General features: G+C 69.9%; 21 protein-coding genes and 1 pseudogene. 10 read left to right on the top strand and 12 right to left on the bottom strand.

The genetic code is table 11. The features are described from left to right. Positions 1-188 precede the first annotated feature (188 nt). Positions 189-629, bottom strand: a complete 441-nt coding sequence (locus ACZ6K0_RS21820; protein ID WP_469229711.1) for a hypothetical protein — start codon at positions 627-629, stop codon at positions 189-191. Between the two features lie 799 nt (positions 630-1,428). On the opposite strand from ACZ6K0_RS21820, the gene ACZ6K0_RS21815 reads away from it, so the two are divergent. Then, on the top strand, positions 1,429-1,785 hold the full coding sequence (locus ACZ6K0_RS21815) for a discoidin domain-containing protein (RefSeq protein WP_469229710.1): 357 nt from the start codon (positions 1,429-1,431) through the stop codon (positions 1,783-1,785). Here ACZ6K0_RS21815 and ACZ6K0_RS21810 read toward each other — a convergent pair. The 8 genes and pseudogenes from ACZ6K0_RS21810 to ACZ6K0_RS21775 form a co-directional block, all read right to left on the bottom strand. Next, positions 1,763-2,023, bottom strand: a complete 261-nt coding sequence (locus tag ACZ6K0_RS21810; protein WP_469229709.1) for a hypothetical protein — start codon at positions 2,021-2,023, stop codon at positions 1,763-1,765. The two genes, ACZ6K0_RS21815 and ACZ6K0_RS21810, sit on opposite strands and share 23 nt — an antisense overlap. Before the next feature lie 17 nt (positions 2,024-2,040). Continuing rightward, a complete protein-coding gene (locus tag ACZ6K0_RS21805) occupies positions 2,041-3,288 on the bottom strand; it encodes an LLM class flavin-dependent oxidoreductase (RefSeq protein ID WP_469229708.1) in 1,248 nt (415 codons plus the stop codon). After that, a complete protein-coding gene (locus tag ACZ6K0_RS21800; RefSeq protein ID WP_469229707.1) occupies positions 3,285-4,676 on the bottom strand; it encodes an NtaA/DmoA family FMN-dependent monooxygenase in 1,392 nt (463 codons plus the stop codon). The genes ACZ6K0_RS21805 and ACZ6K0_RS21800 overlap by 4 nt, the downstream gene beginning before the upstream one ends. An 883-nt stretch (positions 4,677-5,559) precedes the next feature. Continuing rightward, a complete protein-coding gene (locus ACZ6K0_RS21795) occupies positions 5,560-5,856 on the bottom strand; it encodes a DUF2188 domain-containing protein (protein ID WP_266902347.1) in 297 nt (98 codons plus the stop codon). Between the two features lie 116 nt (positions 5,857-5,972). Next, positions 5,973-7,094 (bottom strand): glutamate--cysteine ligase, encoded by a 1,122-nt coding sequence (locus ACZ6K0_RS21790; RefSeq protein WP_376403879.1) that lies wholly within the window; start codon positions 7,092-7,094, stop codon positions 5,973-5,975. A 150-nt stretch (positions 7,095-7,244) separates the two neighbouring features. Continuing rightward, a complete protein-coding gene (locus tag ACZ6K0_RS21785; RefSeq protein WP_376403881.1) occupies positions 7,245-7,418 on the bottom strand; it encodes a CsbD family protein in 174 nt (57 codons plus the stop codon). Positions 7,419-7,765: 347 nt separating this feature from the next. Further along, on the bottom strand, positions 7,766-8,443 hold the full coding sequence (locus tag ACZ6K0_RS21780; protein ID WP_469229705.1) for an HAD family hydrolase: 678 nt from the start codon (positions 8,441-8,443) through the stop codon (positions 7,766-7,768). Positions 8,444-8,454: 11 nt separating this feature from the next. After that, positions 8,455-8,942: pseudogene (locus ACZ6K0_RS21775) on the bottom strand (LLM class oxidoreductase); the annotation flags it as partial. A 307-nt stretch (positions 8,943-9,249) separates the two neighbouring features. Here ACZ6K0_RS21775 and ACZ6K0_RS21770 point away from each other — a divergent pair. The 7 genes from ACZ6K0_RS21770 (at position 9,250) to ACZ6K0_RS21740 (ending at position 13,973) form a co-directional block, all read left to right on the top strand. Further along, positions 9,250-9,939 (top strand): HemK2/MTQ2 family protein methyltransferase, encoded by a 690-nt coding sequence (locus ACZ6K0_RS21770; protein WP_376403938.1) that lies wholly within the window; start codon positions 9,250-9,252, stop codon positions 9,937-9,939. Positions 9,940-10,000: 61 nt separating this feature from the next. Next, on the top strand, positions 10,001-10,201 hold the full coding sequence (locus ACZ6K0_RS21765) for a CDGSH iron-sulfur domain-containing protein (RefSeq protein ID WP_469230609.1): 201 nt from the start codon (positions 10,001-10,003) through the stop codon (positions 10,199-10,201). Then, positions 10,198-11,289 carry an iron-containing redox enzyme family protein gene (locus ACZ6K0_RS21760; RefSeq protein WP_469229703.1) on the top strand — a complete coding sequence of 364 codons (1,092 nt, stop codon included), beginning with the start codon at positions 10,198-10,200 and terminating at the stop codon, positions 11,287-11,289. The genes ACZ6K0_RS21765 and ACZ6K0_RS21760 overlap by 4 nt, the downstream gene beginning before the upstream one ends. A 2-nt stretch (positions 11,290-11,291) precedes the next feature. After that, complete coding sequence (locus ACZ6K0_RS21755; RefSeq protein WP_469229701.1) at positions 11,292-11,777, top strand: flavin reductase family protein; 486 nt, start codon at positions 11,292-11,294, stop codon at positions 11,775-11,777. A 104-nt stretch (positions 11,778-11,881) separates the two neighbouring features. Then, on the top strand, positions 11,882-12,037 hold the full coding sequence (locus tag ACZ6K0_RS21750; protein ID WP_469229699.1) for a DUF6131 family protein: 156 nt from the start codon (positions 11,882-11,884) through the stop codon (positions 12,035-12,037). An 18-nt stretch (positions 12,038-12,055) separates the two neighbouring features. After that, a complete protein-coding gene (locus ACZ6K0_RS21745; protein WP_469229697.1) occupies positions 12,056-12,415 on the top strand; it encodes a sigma-70 family RNA polymerase sigma factor in 360 nt (119 codons plus the stop codon). A gap of 232 nt (positions 12,416-12,647) precedes the next feature. Continuing rightward, positions 12,648-13,973, top strand: a complete 1,326-nt coding sequence (locus ACZ6K0_RS21740; RefSeq protein WP_469229695.1) for a hypothetical protein — start codon at positions 12,648-12,650, stop codon at positions 13,971-13,973. A gap of 70 nt (positions 13,974-14,043) precedes the next feature. Here ACZ6K0_RS21740 and ACZ6K0_RS21735 read toward each other — a convergent pair whose 3' ends face one another. Next, positions 14,044-14,382: a MerR family transcriptional regulator gene (locus ACZ6K0_RS21735; RefSeq protein ID WP_332434027.1), complete on the bottom strand. Its 339-nt coding sequence runs from the start codon at positions 14,380-14,382 to the stop codon at positions 14,044-14,046. A 970-nt stretch (positions 14,383-15,352) separates the two neighbouring features. On the opposite strand from ACZ6K0_RS21735, the gene ACZ6K0_RS21730 reads away from it, so the two are divergent. After that, a complete protein-coding gene (locus ACZ6K0_RS21730; RefSeq protein WP_376403897.1) occupies positions 15,353-15,712 on the top strand; it encodes a hypothetical protein in 360 nt (119 codons plus the stop codon). Positions 15,713-15,980: 268 nt separating this feature from the next. On the opposite strand, the gene ACZ6K0_RS21725 is transcribed toward ACZ6K0_RS21730, so the two are convergent. Next, positions 15,981-16,973 (bottom strand): helix-turn-helix domain-containing protein, encoded by a 993-nt coding sequence (locus ACZ6K0_RS21725; RefSeq protein ID WP_376403899.1) that lies wholly within the window; start codon positions 16,971-16,973, stop codon positions 15,981-15,983. 137 nt (positions 16,974-17,110) lie between these two features. Continuing rightward, positions 17,111-20,845 carry a S8 family peptidase gene (locus tag ACZ6K0_RS21720; protein WP_469229692.1) on the bottom strand — a complete coding sequence of 1,245 codons (3,735 nt, stop codon included), beginning with the start codon at positions 20,843-20,845 and terminating at the stop codon, positions 17,111-17,113. A 1,099-nt stretch (positions 20,846-21,944) separates the two neighbouring features. On the opposite strand from ACZ6K0_RS21720, the gene ACZ6K0_RS21715 reads away from it, so the two are divergent. After that, on the top strand, positions 21,945-22,751 hold the full coding sequence (locus ACZ6K0_RS21715; RefSeq protein WP_469229691.1) for a serine/threonine-protein kinase: 807 nt from the start codon (positions 21,945-21,947) through the stop codon (positions 22,749-22,751). Positions 22,752-22,840: the final 89 nt, after the last annotated feature.

The following is a 22,840-nucleotide window of genomic DNA, read 5'->3' as shown; positions in this document are numbered from 1 at the left end:
GACGCACACCGGTGGTCACCGTGGGGACGGCCCGCTCCCCGGAGCCGGCCGATGCGCCTTCGAGAGTGCCCAGGTGAGCGACCGACAACCCGCCTTCAAGGAAGGTAGCGGGGCAATCGCAGGACCGTTCGCCTTCTCCGGCTACTGCGCCCCGGCGTCGCCCGTCCTGGGCTGAAGGTGATCCGCGATCAGCGGCGGCCAGTGGCCAGGACGACGAGGAACTGGCCGCCGCCCGCCTCGATGCCGGCGGTCACCGGCAGCCCCGGCAGCAGTCGGGAGAACCGGTCCACCAGCCAATCCGCCACCTCTTGGGCGTCCTTCCTGGTCGGACAACGGCCCACCATCTCGCGGCCCCCCTTGCGCTCCAGCCTGTCGGCAACAGCGATCAGCGGCGCGGGTTCGACCACGTACAGGCGCTCCGGCCAGGCGATGACCACCTTGACCGCACCCTTGCGGCTGTTGCACCCGCGGTGCGCGAGCCGCTCGGCGACCTTGGCCTTCCGGTCAGCGGTCCGGCTGTCGACACTGGGCCCCCGCGGGTCGTTCACCGACTCGTCGGGGTCGACCGGTTCGTCACATACCCAGCATCGCCAGCCGTCGCGCTCGGCCACATCATCAAGAAGACTCATCCCAGCAAACTAGCCTGCCCGGCCGCCACTCGCGCACCAGGGCCCGGGCATCGTCTCAACACCGGCCAACAGCGCTGCAACACCAGGCCGGCTCCATGGACGACCGACCGAGCCGCCCTCGTCCTCTGCTACCTCGCCGAGCACCTCTCGGGCCGGCCTCTGGGCATGACGCAGCCCCGCTTCGGCCCCCTCCTCGATGCTGGACCCCGAAGAGCAAGCCGTCCCGTGTCGGCTGCGCCGGGCAGCCGGTTGGCCGCCCGCTTGGTAGTCCAAACCTTGGCGCCTCTCTCTGACGGCCTCCACCAGCAAGCGCAACCGTTCGGGAGTCGCCGTCGACGGCCAGCGGCGGGTGGTCACCCGAGAGGACCACCCGCCACGGAGTGCTTCCCGTCGGCGATCTGTCCGGCCCTGCCTCGCACGCGTCACGCGTCAGGCGTCAGGCGCCAGGCGTCAGGCGTCGCGTGGCGGCCCGGCGGGCTCGGGCCGGACGACCGCGAGGAGAGCTTCCACGTCGTCGAAATCGATGGGGACGAAGGGGAGTTTGGCGAGCTGGCTGAGCCTCATGTCGGCGATCATCCGGTACCGGGGGCTGCCCTCCTTCGGGTAGGCGTCCCGCAGTCGGCGTGGGCCGTGACCTTCAGAGGTTCCACCTCCAGGGGCACAACTGGAGCGAGGGCGCCACGCACCAGGGGCGTCGACAAGCCCCTCCGCAGGCCGAAGTGTGCCGCCCCGACCTGGGCGCAGTCCAGCACTCCGTCTCCCAGACCGTGTCAACCATGCTGGGCACCTCGGGGGCACCTTGAACGATGTCGCCGACGGAGACCCCGACACCTCGTGGGCATCGCGGGACAGCGGCGTGAACTCGGGTCTCTTCGTCGATCCGGGCGCGCCGCAGACCGTGAAGACAATCACGCTGTCCACAGCCTGGGGCATCGGTGAGGGCCCGACCCGTGTCCGGGTCGAGGCCTATCTCGACGGCGAATGGACGCAGGTCCTGGGCTCGACGGCACTGAGCTGCTCGTCGAACACCTCCACGGTCGAATCCCGGACCCTGACACTCCCCACGGCGGCGACCGGCACCACGTTCTCCGTCGTCGTGGCGCAGGCCAACCTGACGTGGGGCCACTACGCGATCAACGAATGGCGGCCTCGCTGACCTTGACGATCAGCGCGGTCACCACGAACGAGAACAGGCCGAGCACCACGGTGGCCGTGAGCTGCTTGCCCAGCAGGTTCCATGAGCCGCCGCGGAAGAGGCCCTTGTGACCCGTCGGGTTCCCCGTCGCGCAGAGGCCGGCGGCAGGGACCTCCGGGCTGCGCTTGGCCTTGCCGTTCCGCTTCTGGCCGTCGAGGTCGTACTGAGCTTTACCCCGGGACTGGCGTGTGGTGTCCATCCCACGGCGAGGGATCGTCAACCCGCCGTCGCATAGCGGCTCGCAGGGCGTGCGAGGCCCAAGTGGCCGCGGAGTGTCGTGGATTCGTACTCCGTGCGGAACACACCGCGCCGTTGCAGCTCCGGGACCAGGCCCCGGGTGATCGCCGTCAGGTCGTGCGGCAGGGTGCCCGGCCGCAGGCGGAAGCCGTCGAGACCGGCCGAGCGCCAGTCGAGCAGCAGGTCGGCCAGTTCGCCGGGCGTGCCGGTGAATATCTCTGCGTCGGAGGCGAGTTCGGCACCGGCCACCTCGTCCAGGCGGGCCTTGCGCCGGGCGGCGGCGCCGGGTTCGTCGTCCAGGAGGACGACAAGGTCCGCGAAGGTTCGCAGTGGGCGTTGCGTCACGTCCCTGCCGGTGCGCCGCACGGCCTCGTCGACCTGGGCGAGGATCGCCACCGTATCCGCCCGGTCGTGCGGCGTGACGTGGACGACGTCGGAACTGAGAGCGGCGAACTCGAACGGGGTGGAGGCGTGCGCGAGGCTCACCACCAGCGGCTGGCCCTGAGGGGGGCGCGGGGTGATCGAAGGTCCCTTCACGCTGAAGTTCGCGCCCTGGAAGTCGATGTGGTGGACCTTGTCACGGTCGAGGAAACGGCCTGTCGCCGCGTCCCGTATCTCCGCATCGTCCTCCCAGCTGTCCCAGAGCCGCCGCGCCGCCTCCACCACCTCGGCGCCCTCCGCGAACAGTTCGCGCATCCGCCCGGCAATCAGCTCCGAGTCGGTCACGTCCTGCTCGGTGAGCTGGGGGGTGGTGCGACGGCCGAAGTGGGCGGCGTCGGCGGCGCGCGACGATATCTGCGGGCGCCATCCGGCGCGGCCCTTGGTGGCGTGGTCGAGCGTGGCGATGCCGATGGCCAGGTGGAACGGCTCGGTGTGGGTGACGTTCGTGGTCGGGATCAGGCCGATGCGGGTGGTGAGCGGGGCGAGGTGGGCCGCGAGCAGCACCGCGTCCAAGCTGCCCCTGACCTGATCGGTACGGTCGTCGGGCCGGTGGAAGGCGGCGGACTGAAGCCCGAGGGCGTCCTCGAAGGTGACGAAGTCGAGCAGACCCCGCTCGGCCTCCGTGACCAGGTCTGCCCAGTACGCGGCGGTGAGCAGCTCGCCGGGCCGGGCGCTTTCCTCGCGCCAGGCCGCCGGGTGCCAGCCGGCGCCGTCGAGCGCGACGGCGAGGTGCAGCGGGGGTCCGGGGATACCGGTCGGGTCGGTGGCTCCGGTGGTGCCCGTCATGCGGAGGTCTCCTTCTCGTCGCGCGGGGCGGGTCCGCCCCATGCGGCGGGGCGGGGCGCGTCGGCGAGGCCCAGGTGGTCGCGGAGCGTGCTGCCGGTGTAGTCGTCGCGGTGGACGCCCTTCTCCTGGAGCAGCGGCACCACCCGGTCCACGAAGTCGTCCAGGCCGCCGGGGGTGAGGTGGGGCACGAGGACGAAGCCGTCGGCGCCCCCGGTCTGGACGTAGTGGTCGATGGCGTCGGCGACCGTACGCGGGCTGCCGACGAAGGTCTGGCGGCCGCCGACCTCGATCACCAGTTCCCGGATCGACAGGTTCCGCTCCTCGGCGAGCTTGCGCCACCGCCTGGCCGTCTCCCCCCTGCCCTTGCGGAACACGGAGTGCCCCTTCAGGAGGTGGGAGTCGTCCTCGGGCTCGATGTCGGGCAGCGGCCCGTCCGGGTCGTACGCGGACAGGTCGCGGCCCCAGACGGCCTCCAGGTGGGCGATCGCGGTCTGCGGGCTCACCAGCTCACGGCTGATCTCCGCGGCGTAGGCGGCGGCTTCCTCGTCGGTGTCGGCGACGACCGCGTTGGCGGTGGGGAGGATCAGCAGATCGTCGGGACCACGGCCGTACGTGGCGAGGCGCCGCTTCACGTCCCGGTAGAAGTCCCGGGCCGCGTCGAGCTCGGTGTGCTTGCTGAAGATGACCTCGGCGTCGGACGCGGCGAACTCTCGGCCCGCGTCGGACTCCCCCGACTGGATGATCACCGGATGCCCCTGCGGGCCGGGCGGGGTCGTGAACCGGCCGGATATGTCGAAGTGTCGGCCCCGGTGGTCGAAGCGGCCGGCCCCGGCGGTGGCGAACTCTCCCGTCGCGGCGTCGGCCCGCAGGTCGCCGTCGGCCCAGCTGTCCCACAACTGCCGCGCTGTGCCGAGGAACTCGGCGGCCCGGGTGTAGCGGTCGGCCTCGGGCAGGAAGCCGCCCCGGCGGAAGTTCTCGCCGGTGAAGGCGTCGTAGCTGGTCACCACGTTCCATGCGGCACGCCCGCCGCTGAGCCGGTCCAGTGTGGCGAACCTGCGCGCCACCTCGTACGGCTCGTTGAAGGTGGCGTTGACCGTGGCGGCGAGGCCGAGGTGCGTGGTGACGGCCGCCAGCGTGCTGAGCACGGTCAGGTTCTCCGGGCGCCCCGCGATGTCCAGGTCGTAGACGTGCCCCTTGTGCTCGCGCAGCCGCAGCCCTTCGGCCAGGAAGAAGAAGTCGAACTTGCCGCGTTCGACGGTCTGCGCGAGCCGGATGAAGGAGTCGATGGAGATCTGGCTCTCGGAGCGCGGGTCCGACCAAACGGTGACGTTGTGGACACCAGGCAGCTGCGCTGCGAGGTGCACCTGTTTCTTACGAGTGGTGGGCACGGCTCGGTCTCCTCCTGCGAGGTCGGGCTGCGGGACGGGCTGGTCGCTCTCAGAGCGTGCACAGGCCGGGCGGCGTCTGCACAGCTCGACCGGCCCTGCTTCACGAGGTGTTCATGCCGCGGTGACAGGCTCCGTGCCATGTGCGGCAAGGGGCGCCGGAGCTGCGGCCGGGTGGTGGACGGGGTCGGGGAGACGTACCGCACCTGGTTCTCGAAGGCCACGCCGTGGCTCTTCACGTCGATGGCTATGCGGTCGCCGTCGGCGATCCGGAACCCGTCGCGGAAGCTCGCCTCGTCCACGCCCGGGGAGGACGTATGTGACCAGCCCGGGCCGCCGCACCGCCGGGAACGTGAACAGGTGGTCGACCATGCCCTGTACCCGGTAGTAGAGGACGTCGTCGCCGCAGCCGAAGAGGCACTCCCAGGCGATCGAGCCATCCCCGACGACGCTCTCCGAGATCAACGACGCGTCCTCGCCGAGCCCCGCGCCCTGGCACTCTCCCTGGAGGGCTCGCAGGCGCGGCGCCCCTGCTCGGCCATGGGCCCGCCCACACAGTGAGTGCTCGGGGGCAGTAGAGCACGGCGTCGAGCAGCAAGGGCGAACCCGAGTACGCGAGCCAGCGACACATGCCCACCGTCCCCTTCGATGCCTCCCTCGAACCTACGCCGATGAGGACCCCCACCCCGCCGCTGCCCGGCCTGGTGGGCTTCCACTTTCACCAACGCATCGACACGGCATTTGCGGACTAACTGCCAGGTACGTCGGGCAAGCGACTACATGAGCCCCACGGGCGGGGAAGCCGAGCGACCATCACGCATCGTCGCCCGCCTCAGTCGCGGGGTCCCATCAACTGGCGTCCTGAGTATGACCGGAAAGACACTCCCTAGAAGAGGCCCCCGCGCGCCCCTGCCCTGCGGCCGCGTTCATCGGGGGACGTCATGGGAGCGTCGCCGTAGGTGTAGGCGGTTCGGATGTGCCCGTCGCGGGCATGGACGATGACCTGTGCGGGGGTGTGCTCCTTGGCATGCCGCCGTGCGGAGTCGATCGCGTCCCTCTGGGTCCGGTGCGGCTCGTGCATCAGCCGGCGGCCCTCCCTGCCCTCGACCTGCCACTTCACACCCGCAGCCGCTGCCCGCTCGCCGGACGGTGCGACGTGGTAGACGGTCCGTTTCGCTGCCATGGTCCTTCTCCTCGCATGTCAAGCGGACTTCCGACGCCGGAGCGTCGCCGGCTTCCACGTAGCCGACTCCGTGGCCGGGGCCTTCTTCCCGCCCGCCTCCTTCGTCGGTCTTGGCATCAGGCTCGGGAGTCGCTCGTGATACGCGCGCAGTGGGTGACCACCGAGGTGAGACTGCCATGAGTGCGCAGGAGCTCGCGCTGGATGCGAGCCCCGTTGCCCCCTTCCAGCAGACCGGCGATGCCTCCGCGGACCCGTTCGTCGTCGCCGCACTCGACCAGGACCTCTCGGACATGGGCGTACAGCGCCTGGACGACCTCCGCCGCCGGCGCCTTTCGCATGGTTCCGGGATGGAGGAGGGGGCCGTCCAGGCCCGATCGACCCGCCTGCCATGCCGCCAGCCGAAGCAGGTCCGTGCTGACGCCGGAGGGCGGATCCCCTCCGCGCCAGGACCTGGCGGCAGTCTCGACGAGGGCGCGGACCAAGGAGGCGAGGAGTACGGGCGTCGACGCTTCGAGGCACACGTCCGCCACTCTGACCTCCACAGTGGGGTAGGTGGCCGACAGCCGGGCGTCGAAGTAGATCATCCCCTCGTCGCGCAGGACTCCGGTGTCGAGCATGGCACGGACCTGCTCGTGGTAGCGATCGGCGGAACCGAAGACGTCCATCGGGCCGGCCGAGGGCAGCCTGTTCCACACCCGGCTGCGATAACTCGCGTACTTGCTGTCCTGCCCCTGCCAGAAAGGCGAGTTCGCGCTCATCGCGGTCAGAACGGAGAGCCAGGGCCGGATCCTGTCCAGTGCGGCGACACCTTCCTCGTCCGACTCGACCGATACGTGGACGTGGCAGCCGCAGGTGAGTTGTTCCTGCGCGGTCAGGCCGAACTGTTCGCCCAGCCACGCGTATCGCTTGCCCGGGTTCAGCGAGGGCTGGGCGGGCAGCGGCGAGGTGGCGAGGGCCGCCACGAGGGCGCCCGCGGATGCGGCGTGCCGACCGGCCTCGGCGCGGCACCGGGTGACCTCATCCCCGAGTTCACCCATCTCCGTCACCGGTTTGGTGGCGAACTCCACTTGTTCCTTCTGCAGTTCCTTCTCGAGGGCGTGTCCTGGCGCGCCGTCACCTCGCGGCTGCCGACCTACCGACCGGTCCGCAGCCGCGAGGACAGCACCGGCCAGAGCGAGGGGCTCCCCACTGCGGGCATGCACGAGAAGCAGCTCTTCCTCCACACCCACGCTTCTCATTCGGCCACCGCCGTTCGCCCTTGCCATGAGCGGGAAGACCTCCGTCTCACATGGGTGCCCCTGAGGTGTTCGTGGGCGACAGCTCTTCGCCGGCCCATCGTGCTCGACACCCACCGCGGCTCCTCGACCACGGCTCACACCGTCGGCGGGTCAGCCCTTGAAGACGTCCTTGATCTTCTCCTTGGCCTGGCGGGCGTTCCCCTTCGTCTTCTCGGCACGCCCCTCGGCGGTCATGCGTTCATTGCCCACCGCACGGCCCGCCGTCTCCTTGAGCTTGCCCTTGGCCTGCTCAGCCTTGGCCTGGCCCTTCTCCTTGCTCGACACGAGCGATCACTCCCTGGAACATAGGAACAAAACCGTACATATAGGTTCTGACCGGCATTCCGACCGTCAAACCTGGGGAAGCTCCCGACGCCTCCCGACGGGGGGAACGGACAGTAACCATGGCCGCCCCTCAGTGCCCACCGGATGGTTCCGCTCCGCCGCACAGTCGCCACGGTCCTGTTCTCATCAGACGCGAGTACGCGGCAGCCCTGGCAGCACAAGGAAGGGGAGGCCACCTGCCTCGTGGATCGAGTCCGAAGCGGACTGTACGAAGAGGCCAAGCGCCGCAACATCTGGCCGATCGTCCATGAACAACCGCTGGGGGCGTCGGAACACCCACTCACTGATCACCCGGCTCTGGCCGACACGGCAGCGAGCGGGCTGTCAGCGAGATGGGCCAGCAGATCGCCGGGATCGCGGTACACGGCGGCGGCACCGGCTTCTTCCAGGTCGGCCCGCGGGATTCCGCCGCAGAGCAGGCCCACGGCAGTCACACGAGCGCGGGTGGACGCCTTCATGTCCCACACGGTGTCGCCGACGAACACGGCCCGCTCGGGTGGCACCTGGGCCAGTCGGAGGGCGTGCCGGACTGGCTCCGGTGCGGGTTTGCCTTCCTCGACGTCATCGGACGTACTGGTTTCGGCGATGGCGTCGTCCGCGTCGATGGCTCGGCACAGGGCCGAGAGTTCGCTGTCCTTCGCCGACGTGACGAGGACGACCCGCCAGCCGCTGCCGGCGAGCGTGCGCATCAGGTCGGCGGCCGACGCCAGGGCGGGCAGGCGGTCGAAGAAGGTGGCGTACAGGGTGTGGTGCGCGGCGCTCAGTCGGTCGTCCTGCGCTGGGTCGCGGTCGTCTCCCAGGAGGTGATCGAGCAGGTCCTCGCCGGGCAGGCCGATCGCCCGGTGGACGGAGTGCATCGGTACCCGGTGCCCGGCTTGGCGCAGTGCCTCCCACCATGCCACCACGTGAAGGTAGTTGGTGTCGGTAAGGGTCCCGTCGACATCGAAAAGCACGGCACGGTCCATGGTTTCCCTCTTCACAGTTCCCGCAGAGCAGGGAGCAGCTCCGCCTGTGCCCAGCGGAGGAAGGGCTCCTGCTGGTCGCCGCCGACTTGGACGAGTGCGATCTCGGTGAACCCCGCGTCGCGGAACGGACGTACCGCGTCGACGAACACGTGGACGTCTGCCCCGCAGGGAATGACGTCCGCTACGTCCTGGGGACGTATGTGCGTGCCGGCCTGTTCGAAGCCGGCGGGCCCGGGGAGTTCCGCGTTCACCTGCCAGCCACCGAGGGACCAGCGGAACTGGTCGTGTGCCCGTGCGATCGCCGCGTCGCGGTCGGTGTCGTAGCAGACGCGTGGCTGACCGTGTCCCCCGCCGGCAAGGAACGGATGATGCCGACGGCCTCTTCGAGCATCCCCGGACGCACCGGGACCGCGGGCCAGCCGGCGCCGACGATGTGCTCGTTGAGGTTCTCGCCCGAGCCGAGGCCGAGCCGAAAACGGCCCCCGGACAACATCTGCATGGCCACTTTATTACTTTTCCCCCATTCTCACGAGTCACCGACAACCTCTTCCTCTCGCGCAGTCCGCAGCCCGCCGTCCCGTGGCCGAGTAGCCCGGATGCGTCGAGCGGCGGACGAGGCGGCCCGGCGCCACAATGGAGCGTGTTCCGACTGGAAGGAGCCCCTCCCGCATCACAGTCGCCGAGCGGGAGACAATCCCGTTCCGGGTCATCGGAAACGGCGGGCCAGGAATGGGGGCGAGATCTCGGACATGCGTTCCCTCGCCGACGACGGGATCCTCTCCGCGAACTCAGAGATCCGGAGGTTCATGGTGCCCAGTACGGCTCTGGCCTTCGACCCGCTTCCCAGGCGGCTGATCGCCCTGCCCGGCGTGTACCGCCCGCAGGCCGACACCTGGCTCCTCGCGGAAGCCCTCTCCCATGAACCCATGGGCGCGGACAGCGACATCCTGGACATCGGCACCGGAACAGGTGCTCTCGCCCTGTCCGCGGCGCGTACCGGGGCCCGGGTCGAGGCCGTCGACGTCTCGTGGCCCGCGGTCATCGCGGCCGGCCTGAACGCCTTCCGGCAGCGACTGCCACTGAGAGTGATGCACGGTGATTTCGAGACCCGAGCCCAGGGCCGGCGCTTCGACGTCGTCCTCACCAACCCGCCTTACGTGCCCTCGGCCCGAGCGCGCCCGCCGTCGCACGGGGCCGCCCGCGCCTGGGACGCCGGCCCCGACGGGCGGGCGGTCATCGACCGCGTCTGCGCGTGCGCGCCGGCCTTGCTGCGCCCCGGCGGGGTCCTGCTGATGGTGCACTCCGGGATGTGCGGTCCACCGGCCACTCTTGCCCGTCTGGAAGCGGGCGGGCTGTCCGCCGGGGTGACCGCACGGGCCTCCGTCCCATGGGGGCCGGTACTGCGTGCGCGGCGGACCTGGCTGCGGAGGCAGGGCCTGGCGTGCGATGGCGACGAGCGCGAGGAGCTGGTGATCATCCGTGCCGAGCACCCCTGACGGCGTGACGCAGGCGGCCACCTCTACGACGGCCCGGCCCCCACCCGGACCCGCACGCCGGGTGGTCATCGACCCGCAGGGCCCGATCCTGGTCGAGGGCCCGGTGGAATTCGTGCTGGACGACGGGACCCTCGCCCGATCCGAGCGGTTCATGGTCGCGCTGTGCACGTGTCGCCGCAGCCGTGCGTATCCCTGGTGCGACACCAGCCATCGCCGCCGGGAACGAGCTGTAGCACCCTCCGAGGACAGGAGCCTCAGATGACCCCGTCCAGCAGGAGCGTCACGGAATCCGGCCCCCGCCTCGTCGCAGCGCGGGGTGACCTGTCGGGCGCCGTGGAGAGGGCCCTGCGGAGCGACCGGCCACCCGCGTACACCGAGGCCAGCATCCGAAGGGCGGACCCCTGGGGAGAGGACCTCCAGCTCGCGCTGTACCTGCTGTACGAACTCCACTACCGAGGCTTCGAGGGCGTCGACGACGCACGCGAATGGGACCCGGACCTGCTGCGTCTGCGACGGGAGGCGGAAACCCTGTTCCTCCACGCGCTGCGCATCGCACTCCCCGATGCGCCCCGAACCGTCGAGGAGACCTTCGCCCCGCTCCTCGTCGAACAGGTATATCCAGCCGACAGCGTCAGCCACTATCTGGAAACCAAGGGCGAGCTGTGGCAGTTGCGCGAGTACGCGGCCCTGCGCTCCCTCTACCACCTCAAAGAGGCGGACCCGCACGCCTGGGTCATCCCGCGGCTGACCGGCCGGGCCAAGGCCGCGATGGTGGCCGTCGAGTACGACGAATTCGGCGCCGGGCACCCCGAACGCATTCACGCACGGCTCTTCGCGGACCTCATGACCGACCTCGGCCTCGACCCGGCCTACGGCCACTACCTGGACCACGCTCCTGCCCCGCTGCTCGCCACCGTCAACCTCATGTCCCTCTTCGGACTGCACCGATCCCTGCGCGGCGCGCTGGTCGGCCACTTCGCCTGCGTCGAGGTCACCTCCCCGCCCGGCTCCCGAAGGCTCGCCAATGCCATGAGCCGCTGCGGCGCGGGGCCCGCCGCCGAGCACTTCTACGCAGAGCACGTCGAAGCCGACGCCGTCCACGAGCAGGTCGTACGGCGCGAGGTCATCGGCGGCCTCCTCGCCGACGAACCCGGACTGGAGCCGGACATCGCCTTCGGGTGCGCTGCCACAGTCCTGCTCGAGAACGAACTAGGCGCCCATGTTCGCGCAGCGTGGTCGGCAGGGCGCTCCGCGCTCCGTAGCCCCCTGCCCCCGACCCCACCCCCGGACCCGGACCCGGACCCGGACCCACCCCCGGACCCGGACCCGGACCCGGACCCGAGGAGCTGACCGTGGCCGGCCTCGACGGCTTCACCGACGTGCTCGACTACCCGATGTACGTCGTCACGGCGGCGGCCGACGGCGAGCAGGGTGGCTGCCTGGTGGGCTTCGCGTCACAGTGCTCGATCGACCCACCCCGTTTCATGGTGTGGATCTCCACCGCCAACCGCACCTATCGCATCGCTCGCCGCGCCTCCCACCTCGCCGTACACGCGCTGCGCCGCGACCAGACGCAGGTCGCCGAGCTGTTCGGCAGGCGGACCGGCGACGACATCGACAAGTTCGGCAGGGTGGCCTGGCGGCCGGGAGAAGGCGGAGTGCCGGTACTGGAGGACTCCTGCGCCTGGCTCGTGGGCCGAGTTCGGGAACGCGTCGACGGAGGAGACCACGTCGGCTTCCTGCTCGCACCTGTCACGCAGAGCCCACCCGGCCCTGCAAGGCCGCCACTCCTCCGGTTCAGTGACGTCGCGGACCTCTCGCCAGGGCACCCGGCCTGAGATCACGGGACAGAACCTCCCTGCTCAAGCTCCGTTCCCGGAGGCCATGAGCGGAAGGGACGCCTACCCTGGTATGGAAGCAATCAGCAGAATCGGAGGACACCATGATCGTCCTCGGCGTCATCTTGCTCGTCATCGGATTCGTGGCCGGCATCAGCATTCTCTGGACAATCGGGATCATCCTCGTGGTCATCGGTGCCATCCTCTGGATCCTCGGTGCGGTCGGTCACCAGGTCGGCGGGCGTCGGCACTACTGGTAGAGAGTCAGAACAGCCTCAATGCGACCGGGAAAAGCGCCGAACCCGGCATGCTCGAACGACTCCGGCAGTGAGAGTTCCGCACGTTCGCCCTCACAGGGCGCCGCCCTCAGCCGCAGCGCCGCCACGGAACCCGCGTACGAGCTGATCGACGACCTGGAGTCGCTGGGATCGCTGATCGCCCGACTCGACCGGCGTGACCGAGAGATTCTCGCCCTCCGCTTCGCACAGGAGCTGACCCAGGCCGAAACAGGCCGACGCATCGGCCTCTCCCAGATGCACGTCTCACGCCTCCTCGCTCGCATCCTCAGCGAGCTGCGCGCCGGCCTGCTGCACGATGAGACCAAGGGCACGGACAGGAGGCAAGACCGCGACGGCTGAACGGAGGGCTCCGGCCATCCGGCCAAGGGCCTGAGCGCGGCGCCTGCATGATCAGGGGTGCCTCGCCGCGGCCGTCGGCGCCTGCCCGGGTGCGGTGGGACACACACGCGGGCAAGCTGCGGGTCGTGGGTGGATGGGGAACCATGGAGTCAGGCACCGGATGGTCGGCGGCCGTCTCACCACGTGGGCGGAGTGCCTTGGCGCTCCGAGTGCCGCACCCGGAGGGAGTCCCATGGGCGCACCTCACGACTTCGGTCCGCGGAGGCCCTCGCCCGACGAGCCGGGGCGCCCTCTGGACGCATCTGAGCGCTCGGATTACGAGCGCCTTCGCAAGGACGCCGACCTCCGTCACGGCAGGCTGCGCACGGTGGTCGCCTCCGGGCTTCTCGCCCTGGCCGTACTGCTGGCTCCCGTCGCCGTGGTGGCAGCATGGGCGAGCTCGCAGATCAACGACGTCGACCGCTACGAACAGACGGTCGCGCCGCTGGCCCGCGATCCGGCCGTCCAGGACGTCGTCATCGACCGTGTGACCGACGGAGTGGTCGCGCGCGTCGACGTCCGAAAGATCACCGACGCCCTCGCCGACATCCTGGCCGACCGCGACGCACCCCCCTTCCTGGTCGACGCGGCCAGATCGATGGACGAACAGCTCAAGAGCGGCCTGACGACCGGCGTCCGGTACGTGGTGAAGAAGGTGGTCACCAGCGACGCCTTCGCCGAGGCCTGGGACAGAGTCAACCGGGGCGCCCACACCGCCGCGACGAACGTCCTGACCGGCGACGGCGGTGGCGCGATCGAGGTCAAGGGAGATGCCCTCGTGCTGAACGTGGGGGTCGTGGTGGAGGAGATGCAGAAGCAGTTCGTCGGCACGACGATCGTCGATGCGGATCAGATTCCCGGGGCCGACACATCGATCGTGCTGACGAGGAACGACCAGCTGGGTGAGGTTCAGAACGCGGCCCGCTGGCTCGGTGTGCTCGGTCCCTGGCTACCCGCGACAGTCGTTGTTCTTGCGGGCCTCGGGGTCTGGGCAGCGCCTCGGCGCCGCAAAGCGGTGATGGCCCTGGGGGTCGGCATCGGCGTGATGATGTGCGCGCTGCTCGTGGTGCTCTCCGTCCTGCGCCAGGTGTACCTGGACGCGGTGGCCCCGGTCGCGAAGTCGCAAGAGGCCGCGGCGGATGTCTATGACACCCTCGTGAGGTTCCTGCGGCAGTCGACGGTGGCGACGCTCGTCATCGCGCTGATCGCCGTGATCACGGCCTATCTGTACGGGCCTGGCCGCGGAGCCGACGCCGTCCGCTCGGCCACCGGCCGGGGCGTCGACGCCGCCGGTCACGCGCTGGCCCGCACCGGGTGGGACAGCGGCCGGGCCGGCGACTGGCTGCGCGCGCACCGCCCCTTGACCACAGCCACCGTGATCGCGGCGGGAACTCTCGCCCTCGTCCTGTGGAGCTATCCCACGCCTGTGGTCGTCGTCCTCGTGCTCCTGTGCGCCGTGCTCGTCCTGGTGCTCCTCGGTGTCCTGTCGGCCGCCACGAACGATGTGGAGGATTCCTGAGCTGCGCGAAGCCCTGCGGGAAGGGGTTGTATGCGCGGGACCCGCCGGTGTCCGACGGGCTCGCACCGTCTCAGTCCGCGGGCGCCGGCCCGGATGATCCGGCGGCGCGGCGGTACTCGGCGTTGATGCGCTGCGCTTCTTCGAGCTGGTCTTCGAGGATGATGATGCGGCAGGCGGCCTCGATGGGGGTGCCCTGGTCGACGAGTTCGCGGGCGCGGGCGGCGATGCGCAGCTGGTAGCGGGAGTAGCGGCGGTGGCCGCCCTCGGAGCGCAGCGGGGTGATGAGGCGGGCTTCGCCGATGGCGCGGAGGAATCCTTGTGTGGTGCCGAGCATTTCGGCGGCCCTGCCCATCGTGTAGGCGGGGTAGTCGTCGTCGTCGAGACGGCCATACGAGTCGTCTGCTGTCATTGCACCTCTCTCGTGGAACGCGTTGAGGGGCCCTGGTGCCAGTACTGGCACCAGGGCCCCGAAGGAACTACTACACCACCTGCCGGCCCTGACACTGCGCCGGCCTTCTGTGTCCGCGTACCCGACCTGGCTGCTGTCGGGGGTGCGGGGATCGCGGTTGCTTGACCGGAGACCACCTCGTTATCGATGTCCTGCGGTACCCGGGCTCAGACTTCCGCCCGGGCGATCCTGATGGCGCGGGTTCCTCCGTTCTTCCTCGGTGATCAACTACTTACTACGGGGTACTGCGTACTGCCGGTACTGATTCACTGCGGGTACTGCTGGTGATGCGAACCACTCAGTGGCCTGTGACAGCGCCACACTTCGGCAGCCAGCCCCGTCGCCCGTCCTGCGTCTGCTCTGGCTTAGAACCCCACTGCCGAACTTCCCGGTGCGCGCGTCCGCAGCCGACGCCTTCACCAGGGGTACTGCTCACTGACTTCACTGCTGGGTACTGCGCACTGCACTCACGGGTACCGCACCTGCCATGACCGCGGTCCCGCTCACGGCGGCCCCTGATCACTGCGGGCCACCCGGTCCGGCCGTCAGTCCCGTCGCCGTCCTGCGAAAACTCTGGCTTCGAAACTCCACCGCCGCACCGTCCTGCTCACTGCAACTACCTGTACTGCTGGTACTGCTTGCCGGCAGTTCGTCCCTGCCAGGCCCTGCTGTCTCTCTGGGCTACGAGAGAAACCATAACCACGCCACCACCCAATGTCTACTCCGGCCGACATAGATTTCCGTGTGTCCGGTAGACAGGTAATCGACCTCGAACAGTGATGCGAAGGTCGCGGAGCGGTCTCCGGCAGTCCCGTGGGATGCCTCGATGCTCACGCGGCGCATTCCTGACGGGAAAGCGGTGACGGCCGTTCTCGCCCGGTGGCACGACCGGTTGACGGGACGGGACGGCCCGTGAATAGGATCGGCTTTCATGTCGAAGCTTGACGAGCTGCTCGTTGACGTCGCCACGCTGGTGGAGTCCGGGCAGAGCAATCAGATGTCCCTGACGGTGGTCACCGGTGGCGCTGTCATCACCGGTCGGCTTGCGACCGAAGCGGTGTGGAGGCAGCGGGTCTCGGAGGTCCTGGCGGAATCCGCCCGCTTGGGCGAGTTCTCCGCCGTCTTCACCGCTGCGACACGGAGGGACGGGCCGCCCGCCTATCTGCACTTCCACATGGCGCGGATCCTTCAGGGCACGGTGGGGATCCCGGAGACGGGTGGGATGTACCGCGTCTCGATCGCGGACGTCAGCGCCTGGACCATGGGCGACTTCAGCTACTCCGATCACTGACCCCGCGCCGCGTCACGGACCACATGCCAACTACCAGCACGCGCTCGAAGCCCGTGAGAGGCCCTCGGATCCCACCTGAGGCCCCCACGGTTCCGTAGCCGATTCCTGTGAGTGGACTTCCCCTGCCGCCGAGGAAGGTGACCGAGCCGGGGTACGTTCCCGCCCGTCGGTCGGCGGCGCGGCCGAAGGCGTCGAGCCCTCGTCGACACGCCCTGTCCGGGGCGCCGATCGGCATCCGTGTGCGAGGGCACCCGGGGTACCCACTCGTTCAAGGAACCTCTGCCCACCCGTTTCGCACGGCGTGGGCGCCGAGCTGCATCCGGGTCCTGACTCCGGCCAGATCCATGAGGTGGCGGAGGCGCCGGTGCAGCGTACGCGGTGACAGACCGAGTTGTGTCGCGGCGGTCAGGTCCGTCAGGCCGGCCAGGAGCAGGGCGAGAATCCTGCGGTCGAGGTCGGTGGGGTCTTCCGCGCCGACCTCGACGGTGCGATCGGCCTCTCCCCCGGCGCCCGACAGTTCGAGAGGGCGGGCGGTGCGCCACACCGTCTCGAAGAGAGCGTCCAACGCGTCCAGCAGGCCACTGCGGTGCAGCAGCACCGCGCCGGGTTCTCCCGCCGCCGTGACCGCGAGCGGGACGAGTCCGAGGTCGGCGTCGGCCAGGACGAGTTTCATCGGCAGCTCGTCGGCGACCCGCAGGTGCACACCTTTGCCCAGGGAATCGATCGCGTCGTCGACGATGCCGGGTTCCGCCAGTACGGCCCGGTCCAGCACGGCGCGGAAGTGCACACCCCGACCGATCGCCACGGGTTCGGCCGTGTTCTCGTCGGGTGGCAGGGCGACGAACGGCGCGGTGATGAAGGAGCGGACCTGCGTGCGGGCCGCCTGCTGCACCTGAAGAAAGCGATGCCGGATGGCGTCGACGCCCGTGACGACCTCGATCAGGTCGCTGATGCTGCTCCCGGTCATCGCCGCCCGGTGTTCCTCTGCGAAGGTCACCAAGGCGTGCTCCGCCATGCGCAGCCCGTCCCGGCGCTGGCTGATGAGGGCGCCGAGCGCCATGGCCGGCGGCGCGGCGGTGAAGCGCTCGTCCGCCGACCTGGTGACCAGTCCCCACTCGACGAGGCGGGACAGTGCCTTGTCGACGTGGGCCTGCGACAGCACGCTCGGATCGGCGAGGAGGTACGCGGTGGAGTTCGGCCGTCCGAGCAGCGCCCGGTAGACGCGCTCGTCATCGGGTTCGAGGCCAAGAACATCCAGCATCGGCGATCGACTCTCCTCCGCTTGCCGCAGCGGGGAGAGTATGCGCCATGGCGGCGGACCTTGAATAGTCCCTGCTGGGAGCGGGTGTGAGGGGAAGGGCCCCGGGGAGTCGCCTCCCCGGGGCCCGACTGTTCCGTTCATCGCAGGCCGTACGCCCGGAGGATCTCGTGCTTGACGCCGAAGCCGCTGTCCGTCCCGGCGCTCGCGCGGAGCGAGACGAAGCCGCCGGGCTTCTTGGGTGTTCTGAACGAACCCGCCCAGGAGCCGTCGGCCCGCTTGGTCAGGAGTACCTTCTGCCAGCCGGCGCCGTCGTCGTACGAGACGTCCAGCGTCACCTTGGTGACGGTGCCCGGCACGGTCCCGAGGTCCATGGACACGGGCTTGAGCGCTATCTTCCGGGTCGTGTCGGCCCTGACGTCGCCGTGCAGGTCCGTCTCCAGCTCGTAGTCCAGGTTCAGCACCGAGAACGGCTCGAAGAAGTCCGAGTCGACGGTGTCGGACATGAAAGTCCACTCGGTGTGGGTGCGGGTCGACAGCCGGAAGACGTCACCGGGCCGTTCCACGTCGAGGACGGCGCGGTAGGGCCGGTTGCCCGCCGGTACCTCCACCCACTGCATGTCGCCACTGACCGGGTTGTCGTGGATCAGCGTGTCGCCCTGGAAGACCTGAAGGTGGGACGGTGTCTCACCCCACGGCAGGTAGCCGCCGAGACGCATGGTGTCGCTGGCGGAGGCCCACGCCTGCACGTTCCAGGTCATGTAGTTCTGCCAGCGGGAGTTGTACACGCCGAAGGACTCGCTCTGTGCGGGCCGGGTCGCCGGAGCGAACCAGTCCAGGCGGGTGGTGCTGCCCTTGGCGTACGTGTTGTCGCCCGACACCATCGACCACGGCAGCGGTCCGTCGACGCCCTGCGTGTGGAACTCCCGCCAGACCTGGCCCGGGGTCACCCACTCCGTGCGGGTGCCCGGGTGCCACTCCAGCTCGGGCATGTTGAACGACGGGCTGAGGGTGAAGTCGGACCGGTAGCCCTCCGCGAGCCGCCCGCCCGCCGCCGCGTAGTAGCGGGCGTCGATCCGGGCGAGGTCACTCCTGCTCGGCTTGTAGACCAGGGCCCGGTCCGGCACCTGGCCCGGGTAGTCCCGGGTCAGGTCGTAGACGAACGGCGTGTACTCGGTCTGCTTCACGGTCAGCTTGAGGAGGCCTGTCCTGGCCATCGAGACCAGGCCCTTGCCCGCGTCGCGGTGCACGGCGGCGACCGGGATGGCCGACTCGCCGACGTACTCCATCAGGCCACCGACACCGTCGTTGACCACGATCAGCGCCTTCGCGCCCGCCGCGACCGCGGCCTCGGCCCGCTCCTGCGGCGAGACCTCGTCGCTGCGCTCGACGACGACGATCCTGCCCTTGGCCGTGACCTTCTCGTACGCGGCCGTCGCGCCGTCGCCCGCGTAGACGGCGCGGAGCGTGTCCGTGGCGGTGCCCAGGGCGCTGCCCGCCTGCACCCGCGCCTCGAACGGGAGCCGGCCTCCCAACGCGCTCAGGCCGAGCTGCGGCTCGCCCTTGCGCCAGCGGGTGATCAGCATGAACTCGCCCTGCTTCATCGCCTCCGTCGGCGCGACGTAGACGTCGTCGTACGTCGGCGGCAGCACGTACGCGCTGCGGTAGTCCATGTACGGGTCGAGGCCCTTGTAGTGGACGTTGAAGTCGACCTTGCGCTGGCGGTCCTCGGTGCGCTGCGGCGCCTCGGTCTGGAGCAGGCGTGCCTTGCTCGCGTCCAGCACGACCTCCGCGGAGCCGTCCTCGAGTACCGTCTCCGGGTCGACGAGCACGGCCAGACCGGAGCGGTCCGCCTTCTCCCCCGCCACGTCGATGTACCCCGCGACGGTGTACAGGCCGGGTGCCATGCGCATCGTGGTCGAGCCCTCGACGTAGACGTTCCACGGCCAGGGGTCGCCGGCGAGGTTGATGCCGACCCAGCCGCTGGCGGGCTTGCCGTCCTTGCCGACCAGCTTGATGTTCAGGTCGTAGCGCTCCTCCTCCTTGAGCAGTGCCACGGAGGTGCGGGTCACCTGCCGGCCAGTGGCCGTGTCGGTGGCTGTCACGTAGCCGGCGTGACGGCCTGCCGAGGCGGTCCGCGGGTCACCGGTGACGGGGACGGTGGCGGTGCCGCGCGCGGGGACGGTCACCTCGACCGCCCCCAGAGTGAACGGCCCGTCGTCATCGGTCAGCGCCAGGTTCAGGGTGACGTCGGAGGAACCGGCGTTGGTGAAGGTCAGGTCCTTCGTGACGGCGACGTCGCTCGGCTCGTGCGGCCAGGTGTAGTTGCCGAAGAAGAGTGACCCGGTCGCCCGGACCGTGGTCCGCACGGCGGCGGCCACGTCGAGGCGGCCGGTGCCGACCTCGTACGGCGAGTACCCGCCTTCCAGGCCCTTCGCGGTGCTCGTCAGGTGTTCCTTGAGCTGCGCGCCGGTCCAGTCCGGGTGCCGCTGGGCCAGGATCGCCGCCGCGCCCGCGACGTGCGGGGTGGCCATCGACGTGCCGCTGATGGTGCGGTAGAGACCCTCCCCACCATCGGTCATCGCCTGTGACCTGGCGGCGGTGATGTCCACGCCCGGCGCCGCGATGTCCGGCTTCATGCCACCGGACCAGGCCAGCGGGCCGGTGCTGGAGAAGGACGCGAGCCGGTCCTGCTTGTCCGTGGCTGCCACGGTCAGCGCCGCGGCGGCCGCACCCGGGGCGGAGATGCTCTCCGGGCCCGCGTTGCCGGCGGCTATGACGAACAGCGTGCCGTACTGCGCGGAGAGCGCGTCGACCGTCTGCGACATCAGGTCGCTGCCGTCGGTCGGGTAGGAGTCGCCGAGGCTCATGTTGACGACGTCGGCACCGGACTCGGCGGCCCACTGCATGCCGGCCATGACCCAGGAGTCCTGGCCGTATCCCTCCGCGCCACCGAGCACCTTGCCGACGTACAGATCGGCGCCGGGCGCTACGCCCTTGTTGTCGCCTCCGGAGGCGGCGCCCGAACCGACGATCGTGCCGGCCACGTGCGTCCCGTGCCCGTTGACGTCGGTGACGCCTTCACCCGGCACGAAGCTGGCCGTGCCGTCGATCAGACCGGCGAAGTCGGGGTGGTCGGCGTCGATGCCGGTGTCGAGCACGGCCACCTTGACGCCCTTGCCCGTGTAACCGGCCGCCCAGGCCTCGGGCGCGCCGATCAGCGGCACGCTCTCCTTCAGGCTGGCCTTCACGCGACCGTCGAGCCACAGCTTCGCGACCCCCGCACCGAGCGTGCCGCCACCCTGGGGCGCGATGGAGGTCCAGAAGGTGCGGGTCTGCCGCTTGTCGGTGCTGAGCACCGCGCCGCGGATGCCCTTGAGTCTGCGGGTCAGCCTGCTGCCGCGGGGAGCCGTCGGCTCGGTGGCCGCCCGGGACGTCGGCTCGGTGTAGGTCGCGATCAGCGGTACGGCGGCCGACTTCGCGTCGTCGTACCCCATCTCGATCAGGTCGGTGACGTTGAACAACCGCCGGTCCAGCTTGTCCGTTCCCAGCAGCGGTACCGCCTCGTCCGGGATGACGAACAAGTCGCCCTTGATCTCCTGGAGTCTCACGCCGCCGACGGCGCTGTCGGGCCGGTCGACGTCGGCGATCTGCTTGCCGTCGGCGGTCGTCGTGACCGTGACGACGTCGCCGGTGACAAGGGTGACCTTGTGGGTCACCGAGGGCTTGGCGTTGACGGTGGGCTCAGCCGGGGCAGCCTGCGCGGGAACCTGCAGGGCGAAGAGCCCCGAGGTCAGCAGGGGCACCACGGTGGCCGCCGCGATCAGTTGCCGGCGCCCGCGCCGGAGGGCGGAACGATGAGAAGGGGAGTCCATGGCATGGGTCTATCGACCGGTGAACACGGTCGTGAAGGTCTCATGACGGCAAGTCATCGCCATGGCAAAGGCTTGCCAGCCGTGAACCGCGCCATTCCGGGCGGAAAGACGCGGTGCGGCCCAGCCTCCGTGTTGGAGGTCGCGGGTACCGACATACGCCGGGGGACGACGGGGTCAGATCGGAGATACCGAGCAGCCGGACGGGGATGCATCGGCGGGCGGACGAAATCGAGTCCCGGCTGACCCCGCGCCACGGTCACTTCTTCCCGGCGGACCTGCTGAAGGGCCAGCGCGATCTCGACTCCGACGGGCTGGGCGCAGGCGCATCCCCCGCGGCACACTCCCCAGTCGTGCGCGGCTGTTCGGGAAGTCGTACGACTCGAACCAGCCTCCGCGAACGGCTGCCCGCCGCACGGGGCCGGCAGCGCCACACATGGGGGATCGCAACCTACGACCGACCTTGGCGCATCCATCGGAACCGGCCTGTCGCAGATGTCGGAGTTCAACGCTCCGTAGTCAGCACCAAGTCAGCACGGGAGGGGTTGGAACGGGTGCTGACATGGGATTTCAGTCAGCACCAAACCAGCACGGGAGTCAGCAGCGCGCCACCAAAACGTGCCCGATCAGCGCAACCCGGACAGCCCCTCTCCAGGCCCCTCTCGGGCCTTCGGCAGGGTCGCAGCTGTAGGCCATGGAGGCCGGGGGCACACGACCCACCCGAACTATGGTGTCCCACCACATACGCCGCTGACCTGCGTCTTCCTACGGTGTGGCGACACGAACACGTCCCCGCCCTTGCCTGGGAGTGGTGCACATGGCCGCCGCGACTCCCTCCCCGACGCCGCCCGGATCGCTGAAGCGCATCGTCGCCGCCAGTCTCATCGGGACCACCATCGAGTGGTACGACAACTCATTCGATCAGGGCTAGGACCTGCGCCTTTCTCGTCTTCAACCCCCCGAATTCGGCACCGAACCCGCACGGGAGAATTGCCGTGCTGACCGCGGGTGCGAAGCAACCTCTCCCCGCCGAGCTCGCCGAGGACGAGCTGTACGCGGCGGTACGGGCGGCCGACGACGGCACAGAGGTGCTGCGCACCGGGTGGGGGTCACCCACCCGGACATCAAGCCCGCCGACATCCTGCTCGAAGGGGACCGGGTCGTCCTTACCGACTTCGGGATCGCCGCGCTCGAGGGCCCCGAGCGCGGTCCTGGCGCCGTCGTGACGGAGGAGCCGGCCCCGGCGGTGCGGGCGGGGGCGCTCGGTCCTGTACTCGACGGACTGCTGCACAAGGATCCCGCCGCGCGCCTGCCCATGGAGCAGCTGCAGGCCCAGCTGGACGGAACCGCCATCGCGGCGCCGGCTCGCGACGTAGCGAAACCCGTTGTGCCCCGAACCCCCACGACCCCGGCGCGAAGCCCCACCGTGCAGCGGCCGGCGGCGCGGCCCACCGCAGGGCCGGGGTCCGCACCGCGCCAGCGTTTCTCACCATGGGCCAAGCTGGGCAGGACAATACTGGTGATCGGGCCGGCCTTGAGTGCCGCGGAGATCCTTGACCAGCGGGCCGGCGACGACAGCACGTACGAGGCCAACCGGAGTGTGGCCGAGAACCGGGGCACCCCGTCAGGCTTCGCCCGAACATCCGTGGCCCGCACCTCGGGCGCTCTGGCGCGGGTGACGTACGGGAAGGCTGCCCCACCCGGCGCCGAGTGCAGTGAACGACCCCGGGAGATCCACCACTGGTTCGCGGCGATGCCGGGTGTGAAGCAGACCGCGGAGATGCCGGGCTGCCTGATCGAGGTCATCCCGAAGCCGTTGCACACCGACCCGATGCCCCAGCGCGCCCGCGTCCGCGTGACGGACGGCCGGTTCATCGTCGAAGTCGACGTAGGCCGCCCCTCGCCCTAGGGCGTGTCCGCAATGTCGGTCGGTCGTTACTCCGTTCGTGGTGCGACGTCATGAACTGACTGATCAGGCCTGGGAAGTGATCGGGCCGT

This window comes from Streptomyces sp. NPDC042346 (assembly GCF_055581845.1).
Note: the sequence above shows the minus strand (reverse complement) of the source record. Positions and strands in the feature narration are given on the sequence as shown.

What these genes read in the sequence shown, in the direction of transcription:
- ACZ6K0_RS21760 (WP_469229703.1), top strand. Translation starts at nt 10,198, where the DNA reads ATGACCCCGTCCAGCAGGAGCGTCACGGAATCCGGCCCCCGCCTCGTC.
- ACZ6K0_RS21730 (WP_376403897.1), top strand. Translation starts at nt 15,353, where the DNA reads ATGTCGAAGCTTGACGAGCTGCTCGTTGACGTCGCCACGCTGGTGGAG.
- ACZ6K0_RS21810 (WP_469229709.1), bottom strand. Translation starts at nt 2,023, where the DNA reads ATGGACACCACACGCCAGTCCCGGGGTAAAGCTCAGTACGACCTCGAC.
- ACZ6K0_RS21720 (WP_469229692.1), bottom strand. Translation starts at nt 20,845, where the DNA reads ATGGACTCCCCTTCTCATCGTTCCGCCCTCCGGCGCGGGCGCCGGCAA.
- ACZ6K0_RS21770 (WP_376403938.1), top strand. Translation starts at nt 9,250, where the DNA reads ATGGTGCCCAGTACGGCTCTGGCCTTCGACCCGCTTCCCAGGCGGCTG.
- ACZ6K0_RS21790 (WP_376403879.1), bottom strand. Translation starts at nt 7,094, where the DNA reads ATGAGAAGCGTGGGTGTGGAGGAAGAGCTGCTTCTCGTGCATGCCCGC.
- ACZ6K0_RS21740 (WP_469229695.1), top strand. Translation starts at nt 12,648, where the DNA reads ATGGGCGCACCTCACGACTTCGGTCCGCGGAGGCCCTCGCCCGACGAG.
- ACZ6K0_RS21725 (WP_376403899.1), bottom strand. Translation starts at nt 16,973, where the DNA reads ATGCTGGATGTTCTTGGCCTCGAACCCGATGACGAGCGCGTCTACCGG.
- ACZ6K0_RS21735 (WP_332434027.1), bottom strand. Translation starts at nt 14,382, where the DNA reads ATGACAGCAGACGACTCGTATGGCCGTCTCGACGACGACGACTACCCC.
- ACZ6K0_RS21745 (WP_469229697.1), top strand. Translation starts at nt 12,056, where the DNA reads ATGCGACCGGGAAAAGCGCCGAACCCGGCATGCTCGAACGACTCCGGC.
- ACZ6K0_RS21750 (WP_469229699.1), top strand. Translation starts at nt 11,882, where the DNA reads ATGATCGTCCTCGGCGTCATCTTGCTCGTCATCGGATTCGTGGCCGGC.
- ACZ6K0_RS21795 (WP_266902347.1), bottom strand. Translation starts at nt 5,856, where the DNA reads ATGGCAGCGAAACGGACCGTCTACCACGTCGCACCGTCCGGCGAGCGG.
- ACZ6K0_RS21805 (WP_469229708.1), bottom strand. Translation starts at nt 3,288, where the DNA reads ATGACGGGCACCACCGGAGCCACCGACCCGACCGGTATCCCCGGACCC.
- ACZ6K0_RS21820 (WP_469229711.1), bottom strand. Translation starts at nt 629, where the DNA reads ATGAGTCTTCTTGATGATGTGGCCGAGCGCGACGGCTGGCGATGCTGG.
- ACZ6K0_RS21780 (WP_469229705.1), bottom strand. Translation starts at nt 8,443, where the DNA reads ATGGACCGTGCCGTGCTTTTCGATGTCGACGGGACCCTTACCGACACC.